Genomic DNA, 16,572 nt, shown 5'->3' with positions numbered 1-16,572 from the left:
GCACAAATCAGTAGATCACAAAACTCTATGCCTGTCTTTTTTTACCCGCCCATTACTGGGGATCCCTCAGCGCGCTGCGGGTTTTTTTATATTTGATGAGTCAGGCAAATATGGTCATCAAATAGGCGGCAAACAGTGCCAAATGGGCAGCGCCGTTTAAAACGTTGGTGCGCCCCGTTGAAAATGAAATGTGGCAAAGGACTAACGATGTCACCATCACAATCATTTCTGGTGCGCCTAACCCAAAGACCAGCTCGTTGCCTGTTGCCCATGCAATCAGCGTGACGACCGGCACGGTCAGGGAAATGGTCGCCAGCACAGAACCAAAGAACAGGTTCATGGCGCGCTGTACCTGGTTACTCAATACCGCTTTCAACGCCCCCAATCCCTCAGGGGAAAGAATAAGCAACGCCACCAGGAAACCGGTAAATGCCACCGGGGCATTCATTTCAGTCAATAACATTTCCAGCGAATTGGCGTTCATTTTGGTCACGGCAATAACGGCAATCAGATGCACGATCAACCAAATGGCGTGCCACATATTGCTGTGCGCTGAAGGTTTGCCGTGATGCGGGTCATCGTCGTCGCTATCATCTTCATGCTCGTAGACGAAAAGACTTTGGTGCGTTCTGGTTTGAATCAGTAAAAATACGCCATACATCGCGGCGGAAATGACGGCAACCAACAGTGCCTGACCGGTGGAGAAATTCGCACCTGGCAGCGCCATTGGAAAAACCAGCACGATAATAGCCAGCGGAAACAGAGCAATAAGATATTGCTTAATACCAAATAAATTCACATATTGTGTCGCGAATTTACGGCCGCCTAACAGCAAAGAAAAACCAACCAGGCCACCCGTCACGATCATAATGATCGAATATAGTGTGTCGCGCATTAGTGTTGGCGCAGCATCGCCGGTTGCCATCAGGGCAGAAATTAAACTGACTTCAAGAATGACCACTGAAAGGCTTAAAATCAGTGAGCCATAGGGTTCGCCGAGTCGATGGGCTAATACATCCGCGTGACGGACAACGCTGAACGCGCTGCTTAAAATACCAATAAGGGCAAGAATATTAATTCCGATGACCGCTGGTAGTGACTGACTGCCTCCCCACAGGAACAGTACCACCAGGGCAACAACCGGGAAAATAAGCGAAGTCTCCTTGTGGCGGGTTTTCACCGCCTCATGCGCATGCGTCATTATGATTCTCCAACTGTGCAGGTGCTTTTAATTATAAATGTAACAAAGATTGTAAAAGTAACAGAAGTTGCAGCCTGACCAGAGTGGTTTTACGAAATTTTACTGCATGGCGGCATATTCCAGGAAAAGTGAATAAAAACATCTATCTTGTTTATAGAGTATTTAAATAACAGCAGATTTGTTTTTAGATAAAACAGAAAATAAGCGTAGCAGCGTAATAAACGCGATGCGCTTTACTTCTCTTCACTCCCGGAAAGACGGAAGTGGGGGTGAGAAAAGAGTATGAAAAATGAAACGATATCCGTTGAGGATAAAAACCGAAGCGTATCGTTTCCAGAGAGTGAGTGATTCCAGCGATACGCACGATGAGCAATTGGTGCGCCGCAGGAAGGGTTGTGTTGCATGCGGTCCGTGAATTGCCTATTGTCCTGTTATCAGTTTCAGAATGAATAGCAAAAATGCCCGGAAGGCGTCAAAAAAGTGTCGCAGGGAAGTGTGCAGTGGCGGAGGTGTAAGGTGTTAACGCGTGATTTTTTATTAAATGCCGACTGTAAGACGGCATTTGGTGTTATTGAAGAATCACTACTCTGGTCAGCAGAACAACGGGCGGCATCCCTGGCGGCCACCCTTGCCTGTAGACCCGATGATGGACCGGTGTGGATCTTTGGTTATGGATCATTGATGTGGAATCCGGCGTTAGAATTTGATGAGTCCTGTACCGGCACCTTAGTCGGCTGGCATCGGGCCTTTTGTCTTCGTCTGACGGCGGGGCGCGGTACGGCGTGTCGGCCTGGCCGCATGCTGGCGCTGAAAGAAGGTGGTCGCACGACAGGCGTTGCCTACCGACTGCCTGACGACACGCTTGAACAGGAGCTAACGCTGTTGTGGAAGCGAGAGATGATCACCGGGTGCTATCTGCCGACGTGGTGTCAGTTAGCGCTTGATGATGGTCGGAGGGTAAATGCGCTGGTCTTTATTATGGACCCTCGCCATCCGTTGTTTGAGTCCGATACCCGGGCGCAAATCATTGCGCCATTGATTGCCCGCGCCAGCGGCCCCTTAGGCAGCAATGCGCAGTATCTGTTCTCCCTGGAACAGGCGCTTGTTCAGTTGGGTATGCAGGATGATTGTCTGGACGAACTGGTGGCGAATGTCAAAGCATTGCTGGGAGAGACGCCATCGGAAGGCGTGCTCAGACCCGGTTTTGCCTAAACCTGGCCCCTGACATCAGGGGCCAGCCTATCAGGCTGCAATATAACTGATCGAATGCTCCAGCGATTGACTGTGGCCGTCGATCAGTACATTCCAGACACCTGTGTACGGTACGGTCAGCCAGGCGTTGTCACGATCCTGCACGCTTAAAATATCGGTCTGCGTGTCTTTGACGTGTGTGCTATTACTCATTAAATGGATGTGGCAGCGCTCGGAACAGCGCACAACCACGGTATCCCCGCCAAACAATTTCAAACTTGCTTTCACTAATGCCATTATTCACCCCGTCCTGAAATCAACTGACTTCCTTGCGGAAGAACTGCGTGATGTTGTTCACATTTCACCCATGGAATAACACCAAAGGGGCGGGTTGCGGATGCTGATTTTGATCAAAAAATGGCATGACGATTCAACAAAGCTGACAAAATCTCTCAGAATCGTTTCAGGGGAGTGGTAACTTTTGGTGAATATATATCTGTATAATATTAAATTCGAAAATGAATTATATTTTCAGCGAGCTTGCCTGTCGACGCCCTCTGGCAGGCAAGTTCGGACAATGAAAAAGGCTGGTATAAGCCGGTAATTTCAGTGACGAGCCTCAGAAGGTGAGCACTTTGTCGGCCGCCAGCGTCCACTGCGCCAGTTCGACAAGCGTACCGACCTCCACGCCATCAATGAGTGGCAGGGCGGTGATCCCACGACCGTCAGTACAGGTCTTACATAATTTCACCGGTACGTTCTGGGCGGTCAGGATTTCCAGCATTTGCTGAATATTGTAGCCTTCGGCTGGTTTTTGCCCGCGCAAGCCCGCGGTCACCGCATCGGACATCAGAAACAGACGCAGATCCAGATCGCTTGTCTGTTCACGTAGTGCGATGGCCAGACGCAAACTATTGAATAACGACTCACTGCCGTAAGCTGCGCCGTTGGCGACGATCACTATCTTTTGCATTTTGACTCCTGTTCTGCGGGATGACTTAATTTTCTGGCGGGTATGTTACCGCGCGAGCGGAGCATTACCAATGAAAGTCTGGGGGAATTGCGTACCTGGCAACGCGTAAGGATATTCCTGAAAGCGTGAGAAAAAGCTGCAAAATGGGCGTTGAGCAGGTATCTTTTAACATTGTGACGTCTGAATTCACTGATGTAAGAAGCCGCTGACGATTTGAGCCGTATTGTTTTTCGTTTACTCCCTCTCCCGATACTCTTGCTGCTGGCAGGCGGTACCGCCAGCGCCCAGTCTTCGTATATCCAGCAGGCGGAAAACCCGTTTGACAACAATCATGATGGCCTGCCTGATTTAGGCATGGCGCCAGAGTCCCGTGACGGCGAAAAACACCTGGCTGAGATGGTAAAAGCGTTCGGCGAGGCGAGCATGACGGATAACGGTCTGGACACCGGCGAGCAGGCGCGCCAGTTTGCGCTCGGCCAGGTACGCGATGTGGTCAGCGAAGAGGTGAATCATCAACTGGAAACCTGGCTTTCGCCGTGGGGCAATGCCAGTGTGGATCTGCAAATAGACAACGAAGGGAAACTCAACGGCAGTCGCGGCAGTTGGTTTATCCCCTGGCAGGATAACGCGCGTTATCTCACCTGGAGTCAACTGGGCTTCACCCAGCAGGATGATGGGCTGGTCAGCAATGTCGGTATCGGACAACGCTGGGCGCACGACGGCTGGCTACTGGGGTACAACACCTTTTACGACAATTTGTTGGATGAGAATTTGCAGCGTGCCGGCGTCGGGGCTGAAGCGTGGGGAGAAAATTTGCGGCTTTCTGCCAACTACTATCAGCCCTTTGCGTCCTGGCGTGAACATACCCCGACAGTAGAACAGCGGATGGCGCCGGGATACGACATTACGGCGCAAATGCGCATGCCTTTTTACCAGTATCTCAACACCAGCGTGAGCGTTGAACAATATTTTGGCGACAGTGTGGATCTCTTCGATTCCGGTACAGGCTTGCATAATCCGCTGGCGGTAAAACTGGGATTAAATTACACGCCTGTGCCGTTGGTGACCGTGACGGCCCAGCATAAACAGGGCGAAAGCGGGGTGAGCCAAAATAATCTTGGGCTGAACCTCAACTATCGCTTTGGCGTACCACTCAAAAAACAGCTGGCGGCCAGTGAAGTGGCAGAGAGTAAATCTCTGCGTGGAAGCCGTTATGATACGCCGCAGCGTAACAACCTGCCGACGATGGAGTACCGACAGCGCAAAACGTTGACCGTGTTTCTGGCGACACCGCCCTGGGATCTTCAGTCGGGGGAAACGGTGCCGCTCAAGCTGCAGGTGCGCAGCCTGCACGGGATCCGAAATGTAACGTGGCAGGGCGACACACATGCGCTGAGTCTGACGGCGGGTGCCAATGCCGACAGCATAGAGGGCTGGACCATCATTATGCCCGCCTGGGACAGTGGTGAAGGGGCGACAAACCGCTGGCGGTTGTCGGTGGTCATTGAGGACGAGCAAGGCCAGCGCGTCTCTTCCAATGAGATAACGCTATCCCTGACGGAGCCGTTTATGGCAATGTCGGAGAATGACCCTCGCTGGCAACTGTTCCCGCAGGAGTAATCAGAAAATACGCTCCTGATGCACCCATACAGCGGCTTCCACGCGTGATTTCAGTTTCATTTTCTTCAACATATGCTTCACATGCACTTTTACCGTACTTTCGGTAATGTCGAGGCGACGGGCAATCATCTTATTTGGCAAACCTTGCGCGATCAGTTTCAGAATATCGCGTTCCCGCGGCGTCAACTGGGTGACGTCACGATCGGACGTTGCGCGATTGGCGCGCAGGCTGGCTGCCAGCACGGGGGTGAGTGCTTCGCTCAGCACCATTTCACCGGCCGCCGCTTGTTGCAGGGCTTTTAACAGATCTTCCGGCTCCATGTCTTTTAGCAGATAACCGTCCGCGCCGCGTTTGAGTGCCGTCACGACATCTTCTTCATGGTTGGAAACACTAAACACCACGATCCGCCCGGAAAGCGCTTTTTCACGCAGTTTGTCGAGCGTCTCCAGCCCGTTCATTCCGGGCATATTCAGGTCGAGCAGGATCAGATCAGGATCAAGGGATTCAGCCAGTTCGATACCCTGTTCGCCGTTGCTGGCTTCACCGACCACGCTAATATCGGGTGCCATACTGACAAGCTGCTTTACACCGGTACGCAGCATCGGATGATCGTCGATCAGTAGAATCGTTGCGGGTTCCTGATTATTCATGGGTATCTCCTTGAACGTCTTTGACGTGTGTTTCGGGAATAAAAATGACGGAAACTTCTGTACCGCCAGTCTCACGGCGGCGTACACGACAATCGCCGCGCAAACTTTGGGCACGATCGCGCATAATAATCATGCCATAGTGATTACTGCGTTCTGCATTTTCCGGTACGCCGCAGCCATTATCCTGGACAGTCAGTTTAACCTGATTTCCCTTCTGTTCGACGGTCACGGCCACCTCATCCGCGTGGGAATGTTTGAGGGCGTTACTGAGCGCTTCGCGAGCAATCTGCAACAGGTGAATGGCCTGATGCGAAGGCACCAGCCGGGGCGGCAACTGGTAATCAAGCTTAACCGTAAAGCCAAACCGGGCGCTGTATTCCTGGCAACTGGACTCCAGCGCGGGTCGAAGACCTGGCTCTGTCAGTTGTAAACGGAAAGTGGTTAACAGCTCACGTAACTGCGCCCACGAGGCATTCAGTTCATTGCGGATCTGACTCAGCAGTTCGCGGCTGTTTTCTGGCAATGCGTCCCCTTGCATTTGCAGACAACTGATCTGCATTTTCATGCAGGAGAGCGATTGTGCAATCGAATCATGCAATTCACGGGCAATGGTGGCACGCTCCTCCATGACAATCAGTTGCTGCTGGCGCTCCTGGTGTCTGTCCAGCGCCAGTGTGGCGGTGAGTTGCTCAACCAGCGTGTCGACCAGTTGCTGCTGGTCGTGACTCAAATGGCGACCCTGCGGCAATGTGGCCAGCAGAATACCATACTGAGTATGGGCATCGGTCAGTCGCCATTTTAGAGGCGTTCCGCCTTCAATGTCCGGAAGGATACCGCGAGGGCAGAGATGACAGCCTTTATCGTCGCAACTGATATCAGACTGGCAGGTGAACTCCTGATGATTGTCTTCATCTTCAAGGTCATAGACGCGAAGCTCAATATCGTGCAATAGCGTTAAATTCTGCAGGCCATTGAGGACAGGCGACAGACGTTCACACAGTGGCGCCTGTGAATGCAGACGGCGGTTAGCCTGCCAAAGGAAAGAGAGGATCTGGTTTTTATGCTCCAGACCGGCTGTTTTCTCCTGGACTCGCTGCTCCAGCACCGCATAACTTTCTGCCAACTCTTCGGACATATTGTTGAGCGCACTTCCCAGCGCGGCCATTTCGTTACGACCGCTAATATGGGCGCGCTGGGTAAAATCGCGCTGACTGACGGCGCGCGCCATCGACAATAACTGTTTCCACGGCTGAAGCAGACGGGCGCGCAGCCAGAGAATCGTGAAGACCAGCAGCAGCGCCATCAACACCGCCATCACCCGGTGCACCATGACCACGCGCTCAATACGCATTTCAGTGGTATGGTCGAAGGCCGTCACCAACTGATCCAACCCGGTGACGAAGCGGCTGACATCCTCTGCGACGGCCTGTGCGTTTTGCGCTTTTTGTAATCCCGGCGACAGTTCATCGTGCCAGTAATTCTGTAGCGCTTTGAGGTGTTCCTGTTGTCCATCGCGTTCTGCCGCGCGGGTTAACTCCGGGCTGAACGCCGTTTTGTCCATTTCATCAAGCCATTTTTGGTCGCGGGCATCCAGCGGCACCGCCGCCAGCAGGCGATAACTCTGCATACGTAGCGACCCGGCTTTGTTGATGGCGTGAGCACTGCCTTGCACCCCCTGAACCAGCCAGCCAGAGACCGCCATACCGGCGAGGCCAATGGCGGTGGAGAGCATGACGATGAGCGCTACCTGGTTAACCAGCGTGAGCGGGGAGAGACAACGTTTAAACATGGTGACTGCGTCCTTCAGACTTTCGCTTCCTGTCTGTGGAAAGCCTTGATGAATGATGATATTGCCGGGATACAGCGGCAGTGGCGTTATTCTCGGCTATCCCCTGGAGTATACCCATACCCACAACGAGTTACCTCTTAATTGCCGTGGGAGGGGTGGGGATTGGTAGGTTAGGAACATGACCAGACAGCGCCGTGAAAAACCACATCTTTTTTACCGAATAAGCCTACTCACTTAGAGTAATGATGATTTTTCGGCGGCAATAATGCTGCATTTTCCTTTGATTTATATCAACTTACCCTTGGCTGTAAACCCTAATGTGGCAGACATCGAATTGAGTATCAGAGGTGTCTATGAGTCACTCATCCGCCCCGGAAGGGGCATCAGGCGCAGTCATTACCGAATGGCGACCGGAAGATCCGGTATTTTGGGAACAGCGTGGTCAGGGAATCGCCAGTCGAAACCTGTGGATTTCCGTTCCCTGTCTGCTGTTGGCGTTTTGTGTATGGATGTTGTTCAGTGCTGTTGCCGTAAATTTGCCGAAGGTGGGCTTTAACTTCACCACCGATCAGCTCTTTATGTTAACGGCATTACCCTCCGTTTCGGGTGCATTACTCCGCGTGCCTTACTCCTTTATGGTTCCGCTCTTTGGCGGTCGCCGTTGGACGGCGTTCAGCACCGGGATCCTGATAATCCCCTGTGTGTGGTTAGGCTTTGCGGTACAGGATACCTCCACACCGTTTAGTACGTTCATTGTGATTTCGCTGCTGTGTGGTTTTGCCGGGGCAAACTTCGCCTCCAGTATGGCCAATATCAGCTTCTTCTTTCCAAAGCAAAAGCAGGGCGGCGCGCTGGGGTTGAACGGTGGGCTGGGGAATATGGGCGTCAGTGTGATGCAACTGGTGGCACCGCTGGTGGTTTCCCTGTCTATTTTTGCCGTGTTTGGCAGCCACGGCGTGGAACAGCCGGACGGCTCTGAGCTGTATCTGGCGAATGCTGCGTGGGTTTGGGTGCCGTTCCTCGCCATTTTCACTCTTGCCGCCTGGTTTGGCATGAATGAACTGGCGACCTCGAAAGCCTCCCTTAAAGCGCAGTTGCCGGTCCTCAAACGCGGTCATTTGTGGATTATGAGTCTGCTGTATCTGGCGACCTTCGGTTCATTTATCGGCTTTTCCGCCGGGTTTGCCATGCTGTCGAAAACGCAATTCCCGGACGTGCAGATCCTGCATTATGCGTTCTTCGGTCCGTTTATTGGCGCACTGGCCCGTTCGGCTGGCGGGGCGATCTCTGACCGTTTAGGCGGTACTCGTGTCACGCTGGTGAACTTCGTGCTGATGGCGATTTTCAGCGGTTTGCTGTTCCTGACTTTACCGACGAACGGCACCGGCGGTAGCTTTATTGCCTTCTTTGTGGTGTTCCTCGCGCTGTTTATGACGGCCGGGCTTGGGAGCGGGTCAACTTTCCAGATGATCTCCGTTATCTTCCGCAAACTGACGATGGACAGGGTTAAAGCTGAAGGCGGTTCTGAAGAAAAAGCGATGCGCGAAGCGGCGACTGACACTGCGGCTGCGCTGGGTTTTATCTCGGCGATTGGCGCCATTGGCGGCTTCTTTATCCCGAAAGCATTTGGTACTTCACTGGCGCTCACCGGCACGCCCGTCGGCGCGATGAAAGTGTTCCTCATTTTCTATATCGCCTGCGTGGTCATCACCTGGGTGGTATACGGTCGTCATTCTAAAAAATAAAAAATCGGTGTTGATTATCCATTGCGCGGCGTTAGACCGCGCTTTTTTTGGCCCTTAATTAGTTACAACATACTTTTATGTTTGAACAATGGAAGCAGATCTGTGGCTTTATCACGGGCGGTGTCTTCCAGGGGGATACCCCTTAATACCCAGCGGTAAAGAAATGTGCCTGCAACGCGCGTTGGGATTCAATATTTTTCTTTAATTTCACATTGTTACGCTTAATTTTGTTATCCCCCTTTGGGGGTAGTCATTGATTTCACTCTGATTTTCAACCCCGTCGGCCTTGATCGTTATCAATTCTGACGCCCTTTCAGAGCGTTAACTTCGCTCTCAACGCAATGTCGATTTATCAGAGAGCCGTCAGGCTCCTACAGGAGAGAACCGATGAGTAAATTCCTGGACCGGTTTCGCTACTTCAAACAGAAGGGCGACACCTTTGCCGATGGGCACGGCCAGCTTCTCGAAACCAACCGGGATTGGGAGGATGGATACAGAAGCCGCTGGCAGCATGACAAAGTGGTGCGTTCAACCCACGGGGTAAACTGCACCGGCTCATGCAGCTGGAAAATTTATGTCAAAAATGGTCTGGTCACCTGGGAAACCCAGCAAACCGACTACCCGCGCACCCGTCCGGATATGCCAAACCACGAACCGCGCGGCTGCCCGCGTGGTGCGAGCTATTCCTGGTATCTCTACAGCGCTAACCGTCTCAAATACCCGCTGATGCGTAAACGCCTGATGAAGATGTGGCGTGAAGCGAAGAAACTGCACCGCGATCCGGTTGACGCATGGGCCTCGATCATCGAAGACGCCGATAAAGCCAAAAGCTTCAAACAAGCGCGTGGTCGCGGCGGATTTGTCCGCTCCTCCTGGCAGGAAGTGAATGAGCTGATTGCGGCATCCAACGTCTATACCGTGAAAACCTACGGTCCGGATCGCGTGGCAGGCTTCTCGCCAATCCCGGCGATGTCGATGGTCTCTTATGCCTCTGGCGCACGTTATCTCTCCCTGATTGGTGGCACCTGCCTGAGCTTCTACGACTGGTACTGCGATCTGCCGCCCGCGTCTCCACAGACCTGGGGCGAACAGACAGACGTACCGGAATCAGCTGACTGGTACAACTCCAGCTACATCATCGCCTGGGGCTCTAACGTTCCGCAAACCCGTACCCCGGACGCCCACTTCTTCACCGAAGTGCGTTACAAAGGGACGAAAACCGTTGCGGTAACGCCGGATTACGCCGAGATCGCTAAACTGTGCGATCTGTGGCTGGAGCCGAAGCAGGGGACCGATGCGGCAATGGCGCTGGCTATGGGCCACGTGATGCTGCGCGAATTCCACCTCGACAACCCAAGCCAGTACTTCACGGATTACGTTCGCCGCTACACCGATATGCCCATGCTGGTGATGCTGGAAGAACGCGACGGTTATTATGCTGCGGGTCGTATGCTGCGCGCCGCCGATCTGGTGGATTCTCTCGGTCAGGAAAATAACCCGGAATGGAAAACCGTCGCTATCAACAGTAACGGCGACATAGTGGCACCGAACGGCTCTATCGGTTTTCGCTGGGGCGAAAAAGGGAAATGGAACCTCGAACAGCGCGACGGGACTACCGGTGCTGAGACTGAGCTGCAACTGAGTCTGCTGGGCAGTCAGGACGAGATCGCAGAAGTGGGCTTCCCGTATTTTGGCGGCGAAGGCACCGAACACTTCAATCAGGTGAAACTGGACAACGTGCTGCTGCACAAACTGCCGGCAAAACGTCTGCAACTGGCGGATGGCACCCGCGTGCTGGTCACTACCGTATATGACCTGACGATGGCCAACTACGGTCTGGAACGCGGTCTGAACGACGAAAACTGCGCGACCAGCTACGATGATATCAAAGCGTACACCCCCGCGTGGGCAGAACAGATAACCGGCGTGCCTCGCGCGCAGATCACCCGTATCGCCCGTGAGTTTGCCGACAACGCCGACAAAACACATGGCCGTTCGATGATTATCGTTGGTGCCGGTCTGAACCACTGGTATCACCTCGATATGAACTATCGCGGGCTTATCAACATGCTGGTGTTCTGTGGCTGTATCGGCCAGAGCGGCGGCGGATGGGCGCACTATGTTGGTCAGGAAAAACTGCGTCCGCAGACCGGCTGGCAGCCGCTGGCATTTGCCCTCGACTGGCAGCGTCCGCCGCGTCATATGAACAGCACGTCTTACTTCTATAACCACTCCAGCCAGTGGCGTTATGAGACAGTTACTGCCCAGGAGTTGCTGTCGCCGATGGCGGACAAATCCCGCTACAGCGGTCATCTGATTGATTTTAACGTTCGGGCTGAACGAATGGGCTGGTTGCCGTCTGCGCCACAGTTGGGAACTAACCCGCTGTACATTGCGCGTGAAGCTGAAAAAGCGGGCATGACGCCGGTGGATTACACCGTGAAATCCCTCAAAGACGGTTCGATACGTTTTGCCGCCGAACAGCCGGAAAACGGCAAAAACCATCCACGCAACCTGTTCATCTGGCGTTCTAACCTGCTCGGGTCTTCCGGTAAGGGCCACGAGTACATGCTCAAGTATCTGCTGGGCACCGAACACGGTATTCAGGGGAAAGATCTCGGCCAGCAGGGCGGTGTAAAACCTGAAGAGGTGGAATGGCACGATAACGGTCTCGACGGCAAACTGGATTTGGTGGTGACGCTGGACTTCCGTCTTTCAAGCACCTGTCTCTATTCCGACATCGTGCTGCCGACCGCCACCTGGTATGAAAAAGACGACATGAATACCTCGGATATGCATCCGTTTATTCATCCGCTGTCTGCCGCCGTTGACCCGGCCTGGGAATCAAAAAGCGACTGGGACATCTACAAAGCTATCGCGAAGAAATTCTCAGAAGTGTGCGTTGGTCATTTAGGTAAAGAAACCGACGTCGTGACGCTGCCCATTCAGCATGACTCAGCCGCCGAACTGGCGCAGCCGCTGGACGTGAAGGACTGGAAGAAAGGCGAATGTGATCTGATCCCTGGTAAAACCGCGCCGCACATCATGACCGTTGAGCGGGACTATCCGGCAACGTACGAGCGTTTCACCTCTATCGGTCCGTTGATGGAAAAAATCGGTAACGGCGGTAAAGGGATTGCCTGGAATACCCAGAGCGAGATGGATCTGCTGCGTAAGCTCAATTACACCAAAGCAGACGGCCCGGCAAAAGGCCAGCCAATGCTCAACACGGCGATTGATGCGGCAGAGATGATCCTGACGCTGGCACCCGAAACCAATGGTCATGTGGCCGTGAAAGCCTGGGTGGCGCTCAGCGAGTTTACCGGTCGCGACCACACGCACCTGGCGAGCAATAAAGAAGAGGAAAAAATCCGCTTCCGCGATATTCAGGCCCAGCCGCGTAAGATCATCTCCAGCCCGACGTGGTCAGGACTTGAAGACGAACACGTCTCTTACAACGCTGGCTATACCAACGTTCATGAGCTGATCCCGTGGCGTACGCTGTCTGGTCGTCAGCAGTTGTATCAGGATCACCAGTGGATGCGTGATTTCGGTGAAAGCCTGCTGGTGTACCGTCCACCGATTGACACCCGTTCGGTGAAAGAGGTGATGGGCGAGAAATCCAATGGCAATCCGGAAAAAGCGCTGAACTTCCTGACGCCACACCAGAAGTGGGGCATTCACTCCACCTACAGCGATAACCTGCTGATGCTGACGCTCTCGCGTGGTGGCCCGATTGTCTGGATGAGCGAAACCGACGCCAAAGAACTGGGGATTGAAGATAACGACTGGATCGAAGTCTTTAACAGCAATGGCGCGTTGACCGCGCGTGCCGTGGTGAGCCAGCGAGTGCCAGCCGGGATGACCATGATGTATCACGCGCAGGAACGCATTGTGAACCTGCCGGGGTCCGAAATCACCCAACAGCGCGGCGGGATCCATAACTCGGTCACCCGTATTACGCCGAAACCAACCCACATGATTGGCGGCTATGCGCAACTGGCCTACGGCTTTAACTACTACGGCACGGTAGGCTCAAACCGCGATGAGTTTGTGGTGGTTCGTAAGATGAAGAACATTAACTGGCTGGATGGCGAAGGCAATGACCAGGTACAGGAGAGCGTAAAATGAAAATTCGTTCACAAGTCGGCATGGTGCTGAATCTCGATAAGTGCATCGGCTGCCACACCTGTTCAGTGACCTGTAAAAACGTTTGGACCAGTCGCGAGGGCATGGAGTACGCCTGGTTCAACAACGTCGAAAGTAAGCCTGGCGTCGGTTTCCCAAATGACTGGGAAAATCAGGAAAAATGGAAGGGCGGCTGGATCCGTAAAATCAATGGCAAGCTGCAACCGCGCATGGGTAACCGTGCGATGCTGCTCGGTAAAATCTTTGCCAACCCGCATCTGCCGGGTATTGATGATTACTACGAGCCGTTTGACTACGACTACCAGAACCTGCATACCGCGCCGGAAAGCAAACACCAGCCGATTGCCCGTCCGCGTTCGCTGATCACCGGTCAGCGAATGGATAAGATCACCAGCGGGCCAAACTGGGAAGAAATCCTGGGGGGCGAGTTTGAAAAACGCGCCAAAGACCAGAACTTCGAAAACATGCAGAGTGCGATGTACGGCCAGTTCGAAAACACCTTCATGATGTACCTGCCGCGTCTGTGTGAGCACTGCCTTAATCCGGCGTGCGTGGCGACCTGCCCGAGCGGTGCTATCTATAAGCGTGAAGAAGACGGCATCGTACTGATTGATCAGGACAAGTGCCGTGGCTGGCGTATGTGCATTACCGGTTGTCCGTATAAAAAGATCTACTTCAACTGGAAGAGCGGTAAGTCCGAGAAGTGCATTTTCTGCTATCCGCGTATCGAAGCGGGTCAGCCGACCGTCTGTTCTGAAACCTGCGTTGGCCGTATCCGTTATCTCGGCGTGCTTTTGTATGACGCGGACGCCATCGAAAGCGCTGCCAGCACCGAGAACGAGAAAGATCTGTACCAGCGTCAACTAGAGGTGTTCCTCGACCCGAACGATCCGGTAGTCATCGAACAGGCTCTGAAAGACGGTATTCCGCTGAGCGTGATTGACGCAGCGCAGCAGTCGCCTGTCTACAAAATGGCGATGGACTGGAAGCTGGCGCTGCCGCTGCATCCGGAATACCGCACGCTACCGATGGTCTGGTATGTGCCGCCGTTGTCACCGATTCAGTCTGCGGCAGATGCCGGTGAACTGGGCAGTAACGGCATTCTGCCGGATGTGGACAGCCTGCGTATTCCGGTTCAGTACCTGGCGAACCTGCTGACCGCAGGCGATACCCAGCCAGTGCTGTTGGCGCTGAAGAGAATGCTGGCGATGCGTCACTATAAACGTGCGGAAACCGTTGACGGCAAAGTGGACACCCGCGCGCTGGAAGAGGTGGGCTTAAGTGAAGCGCAAGCCCAGGAAATGTACCGTTATCTGGCGATAGCCAACTATGAAGATCGTTTTGTGGTGCCGAGCAGTCATCGTGAGCTGGCGCGTGATGCGTTCCCGGAGAAAAGCGGTTGTGGCTTTACCTTCGGCGACGGTTGCCACGGTTCCGACACCAAACTGAATTTGTTCAACAGCCGCCGCATCGATGCTGTCGATGTGACCCGCAAAACGGAGCCGCACTCATGATTGAGCTGATCATTGTTTCGCGTCTGCTCGAGTACCCGGATGCTGCCCTCTGGCAGCATCAGCAGGAACTTTTCGATGCACTCGCCTCATCTGAGAACCTGGAAAAAGAGGATGCCCAGGCGCTGGGCGTCTTCCTGCGAGATATCACCGCCCAGGATATGCTGGATGTCCAGGCAAGCTACAGCGAGCTGTTCGACCGTGGTCGGGCAACGTCTCTGTTGTTGTTTGAACATGTGCACGGTGAATCCCGCGATCGTGGTCAGGCGATGGTTGATCTGCTGAACCAATATGAGCAGCACGGCCTGTTGCTCGACAGTCGCGAGTTACCGGACCATCTGCCGCTGTATCTGGAGTATTTGGCACAGTTGCCGAAGCACGAAGCGTTGGGTGGGTTGCAAGATATTGCGCCGATTCTGGCGTTACTCAGTGCGCGCCTGCAACAGCGCGAAAGTCGTTATGCGGTGTTGTTCGATCTGCTGCTGAAGCTGGCAAATATGACAATCGACAGCGACAAAGTGGCAGAAAAAATTGCCGATGAAGTGCGCGATGATACTCCACAAGCGCTGGATGCGGTCTGGGAAGAAGAACAGGTGAAGTTCTTTGCCGATAAGGGCTGCGGCGAATCTGAAATCTCCGCTCACCAGCGTCGTTTTGCCGGTGCCGTGGCGCCGCAATATCTGAATATCACTACCGGAGGACAGCACTAATGCACTTCCTGAATATGTTCTTCTTTGATATCTACCCGTACATTGCGGGTTCGGTTTTCCTGATTGGCAGTTGGCTGCGGTATGACTACGGTCAGTACACCTGGCGCGCCGCCTCCAGCCAAATGCTGGATCGTAAAGGGATGAATATGGCGTCGAACCTGTTTCACTTCGGGATCCTGGGCATTTTTGTGGGGCATTTCCTTGGCATGCTGACGCCGCACTGGATGTATGAAGCCTTCCTGCCGATTGAGGTGAAGCAGAAGATGGCGATGATTGCGGGTGGCGCCTGCGGTGTGATGACGCTGGTCGGCGGTGTGCTGTTGCTCAAACGTCGTCTGTTCAGCCCACGCGTACGTGCTACCACTACGGGTGCAGATATTTTGATCCTCTCTCTGCTGGTGATTCAGTGTGCGTTGGGGCTGTTGACCATCCCGTTTTCCGCGCAGCATATGGACGGTAGCGAGATGATGAAACTGGTCGGCTGGGCGCAGTCTGTGGTGACCTTCCACGGGGGGGCGTCAGCGCATCTGGACGGCGTGGCGTTCATTTTCCGCCTGCACCTGGTGCTGGGGATGACGCTGTTTCTGTTATTTCCGTTCTCCCGTCTGGTACACATCTGGAGTGCGCCGGTTGAATATCTGACGCGCAAATATCAGGTGGTGCGCGCACGCCGCTGATCGGTAAGTAGCGTAAGGTTAAACCCTGCTTCGGCGGGGTTTTTTTATGGGGGGCTACCTGAATTGATTTGAATTGTCGGATGGCGCTACGCTTATCCGACCTACATGATGGCGCTCTTGTAGGCCCGGTAAACGAAGTGCCACTGGGCAAAGGCGATGTTGCCTGCGGCAACGCTTTCTCGCTGCGCTCGAATCGAACCTCGGTCGAAGATTCTCGTCCTTCCCGCATGGGTAGAATATGAAATTCAAAAATTTGTTGGGGACCAGGAAGCTTTCAGGAAGTAATGGTGGTGGGGGAAGGATGACTCGGCGCGTTGCGCCTCGCCCTTCGGGTCGTTGCCTGCGGCAACGCTTT

At 53.7% G+C, this 16,572-nt stretch carries 12 protein-coding genes and 1 other RNA gene; 7 read left to right on the top strand and 6 right to left on the bottom strand.

The window, feature by feature from the left end:
• Positions 1–100 precede the first annotated feature (100 nt).
• Positions 101–1,201, bottom strand: a complete 1,101-nt coding sequence (gene chaA, locus CJP72_RS18660) for a sodium-potassium/proton antiporter ChaA (protein WP_162382831.1) — start codon at positions 1,199–1,201, stop codon at positions 101–103.
• Between the two features lie 516 nt (positions 1,202–1,717).
• Here chaA and CJP72_RS18655 point away from each other — a divergent pair.
• A complete protein-coding gene (locus tag CJP72_RS18655; protein WP_162382830.1) occupies positions 1,718–2,413 on the top strand; it encodes a gamma-glutamylcyclotransferase in 696 nt (231 codons plus the stop codon).
• 30 nt (positions 2,414–2,443) lie between these two features.
• On the opposite strand, the gene CJP72_RS18650 is transcribed toward CJP72_RS18655, so the two are convergent.
• Together CJP72_RS18650 and CJP72_RS18645 are read right to left on the bottom strand one after the other, a co-directional pair.
• Positions 2,444–2,689, bottom strand: a complete 246-nt coding sequence (locus CJP72_RS18650; RefSeq protein ID WP_162382829.1) for a DUF1883 domain-containing protein — start codon at positions 2,687–2,689, stop codon at positions 2,444–2,446.
• A gap of 322 nt (positions 2,690–3,011) precedes the next feature.
• Positions 3,012–3,365 (bottom strand): DsrE/DsrF/TusD sulfur relay family protein, encoded by a 354-nt coding sequence (locus CJP72_RS18645; RefSeq protein ID WP_162382828.1) that lies wholly within the window; start codon positions 3,363–3,365, stop codon positions 3,012–3,014.
• A gap of 213 nt (positions 3,366–3,578) precedes the next feature.
• Here CJP72_RS18645 and CJP72_RS18640 point away from each other — a divergent pair, with 213 nt between their 5' ends.
• The gene (locus CJP72_RS18640; RefSeq protein WP_162382827.1) at positions 3,579–4,985 is read left to right on the top strand and encodes a YchO/YchP family invasin; all 1,407 of its coding nucleotides are present in this window, start codon (positions 3,579–3,581) and stop codon (positions 4,983–4,985) included.
• On the opposite strand, the gene narL is transcribed toward CJP72_RS18640, so the two are convergent.
• Positions 4,986–5,636, bottom strand: coding sequence for a two-component system response regulator NarL (narL, locus tag CJP72_RS18635; protein ID WP_079804583.1), 651 nt, complete (start codon positions 5,634–5,636; stop codon positions 4,986–4,988).
• Positions 5,629–7,425 (bottom strand): nitrate/nitrite two-component system sensor histidine kinase NarX, encoded by a 1,797-nt coding sequence (gene narX / locus CJP72_RS18630; RefSeq protein WP_162382826.1) that lies wholly within the window; start codon positions 7,423–7,425, stop codon positions 5,629–5,631. Before narX ends, narL begins: the two co-directional genes overlap by 8 nt.
• A 353-nt stretch (positions 7,426–7,778) precedes the next feature.
• Between narX and CJP72_RS18625 the strand changes: the two genes are divergently transcribed.
• The 5 genes from CJP72_RS18625 (at position 7,779) to narI (ending at position 16,217) form a co-directional block, all read left to right on the top strand.
• The gene (locus CJP72_RS18625; protein ID WP_162382825.1) at positions 7,779–9,170 is read left to right on the top strand and encodes a NarK family nitrate/nitrite MFS transporter; all 1,392 of its coding nucleotides are present in this window, start codon (positions 7,779–7,781) and stop codon (positions 9,168–9,170) included.
• A gap of 387 nt (positions 9,171–9,557) precedes the next feature.
• On the top strand, positions 9,558–13,301 hold the full coding sequence (locus CJP72_RS18620) for a nitrate reductase subunit alpha (protein ID WP_162382824.1): 3,744 nt from the start codon (positions 9,558–9,560) through the stop codon (positions 13,299–13,301).
• The gene (narH, locus tag CJP72_RS18615) at positions 13,298–14,833 is read left to right on the top strand and encodes a nitrate reductase subunit beta (RefSeq protein WP_162382823.1); all 1,536 of its coding nucleotides are present in this window, start codon (positions 13,298–13,300) and stop codon (positions 14,831–14,833) included. Before CJP72_RS18620 ends, narH begins: the two co-directional genes overlap by 4 nt.
• Positions 14,830–15,540: a nitrate reductase molybdenum cofactor assembly chaperone gene (gene narJ, locus CJP72_RS18610; RefSeq protein ID WP_162382822.1), complete on the top strand. Its 711-nt coding sequence runs from the start codon at positions 14,830–14,832 to the stop codon at positions 15,538–15,540. The genes narH and narJ overlap by 4 nt, the downstream gene beginning before the upstream one ends.
• Complete coding sequence (gene narI / locus CJP72_RS18605; protein WP_162382821.1) at positions 15,540–16,217, top strand: respiratory nitrate reductase subunit gamma; 678 nt, start codon at positions 15,540–15,542, stop codon at positions 16,215–16,217. Before narJ ends, narI begins: the two co-directional genes overlap by 1 nt.
• Positions 16,218–16,502: 285 nt before the next feature.
• Here the strand turns inward: narI and CJP72_RS18600 are convergent.
• A non-coding RNA gene (locus tag CJP72_RS18600) (RtT sRNA) lies at positions 16,503–16,572 on the bottom strand; the annotation flags it as partial.

It is taken from the genome of Citrobacter sp. NCU1, assembly GCF_010231475.1.
Lineage (GTDB): Bacteria > Pseudomonadota > Gammaproteobacteria > Enterobacterales > Enterobacteriaceae > Citrobacter_D.
The sequence above is the reverse complement of the archived record's forward strand: the minus strand, read 5'-3'. Positions and strand labels throughout refer to the sequence as shown.

What these genes read in the sequence shown, in the direction of transcription:
- CJP72_RS18650 (WP_162382829.1), bottom strand. Translation starts at nt 2,689, where the DNA reads ATGGCATTAGTGAAAGCAAGTTTGAAATTGTTTGGCGGGGATACCGTG.
- chaA (WP_162382831.1), bottom strand. Translation starts at nt 1,201, where the DNA reads ATGACGCATGCGCATGAGGCGGTGAAAACCCGCCACAAGGAGACTTCG.
- CJP72_RS18645 (WP_162382828.1), bottom strand. Translation starts at nt 3,365, where the DNA reads ATGCAAAAGATAGTGATCGTCGCCAACGGCGCAGCTTACGGCAGTGAG.
- narX (WP_162382826.1), bottom strand. Translation starts at nt 7,425, where the DNA reads ATGTTTAAACGTTGTCTCTCCCCGCTCACGCTGGTTAACCAGGTAGCG.
- CJP72_RS18620 (WP_162382824.1), top strand. Translation starts at nt 9,558, where the DNA reads ATGAGTAAATTCCTGGACCGGTTTCGCTACTTCAAACAGAAGGGCGAC.
- narH (WP_162382823.1), top strand. Translation starts at nt 13,298, where the DNA reads ATGAAAATTCGTTCACAAGTCGGCATGGTGCTGAATCTCGATAAGTGC.
- CJP72_RS18625 (WP_162382825.1), top strand. Translation starts at nt 7,779, where the DNA reads ATGAGTCACTCATCCGCCCCGGAAGGGGCATCAGGCGCAGTCATTACC.
- narJ (WP_162382822.1), top strand. Translation starts at nt 14,830, where the DNA reads ATGATTGAGCTGATCATTGTTTCGCGTCTGCTCGAGTACCCGGATGCT.
- narL (WP_079804583.1), bottom strand. Translation starts at nt 5,636, where the DNA reads ATGAATAATCAGGAACCCGCAACGATTCTACTGATCGACGATCATCCG.
- narI (WP_162382821.1), top strand. Translation starts at nt 15,540, where the DNA reads ATGCACTTCCTGAATATGTTCTTCTTTGATATCTACCCGTACATTGCG.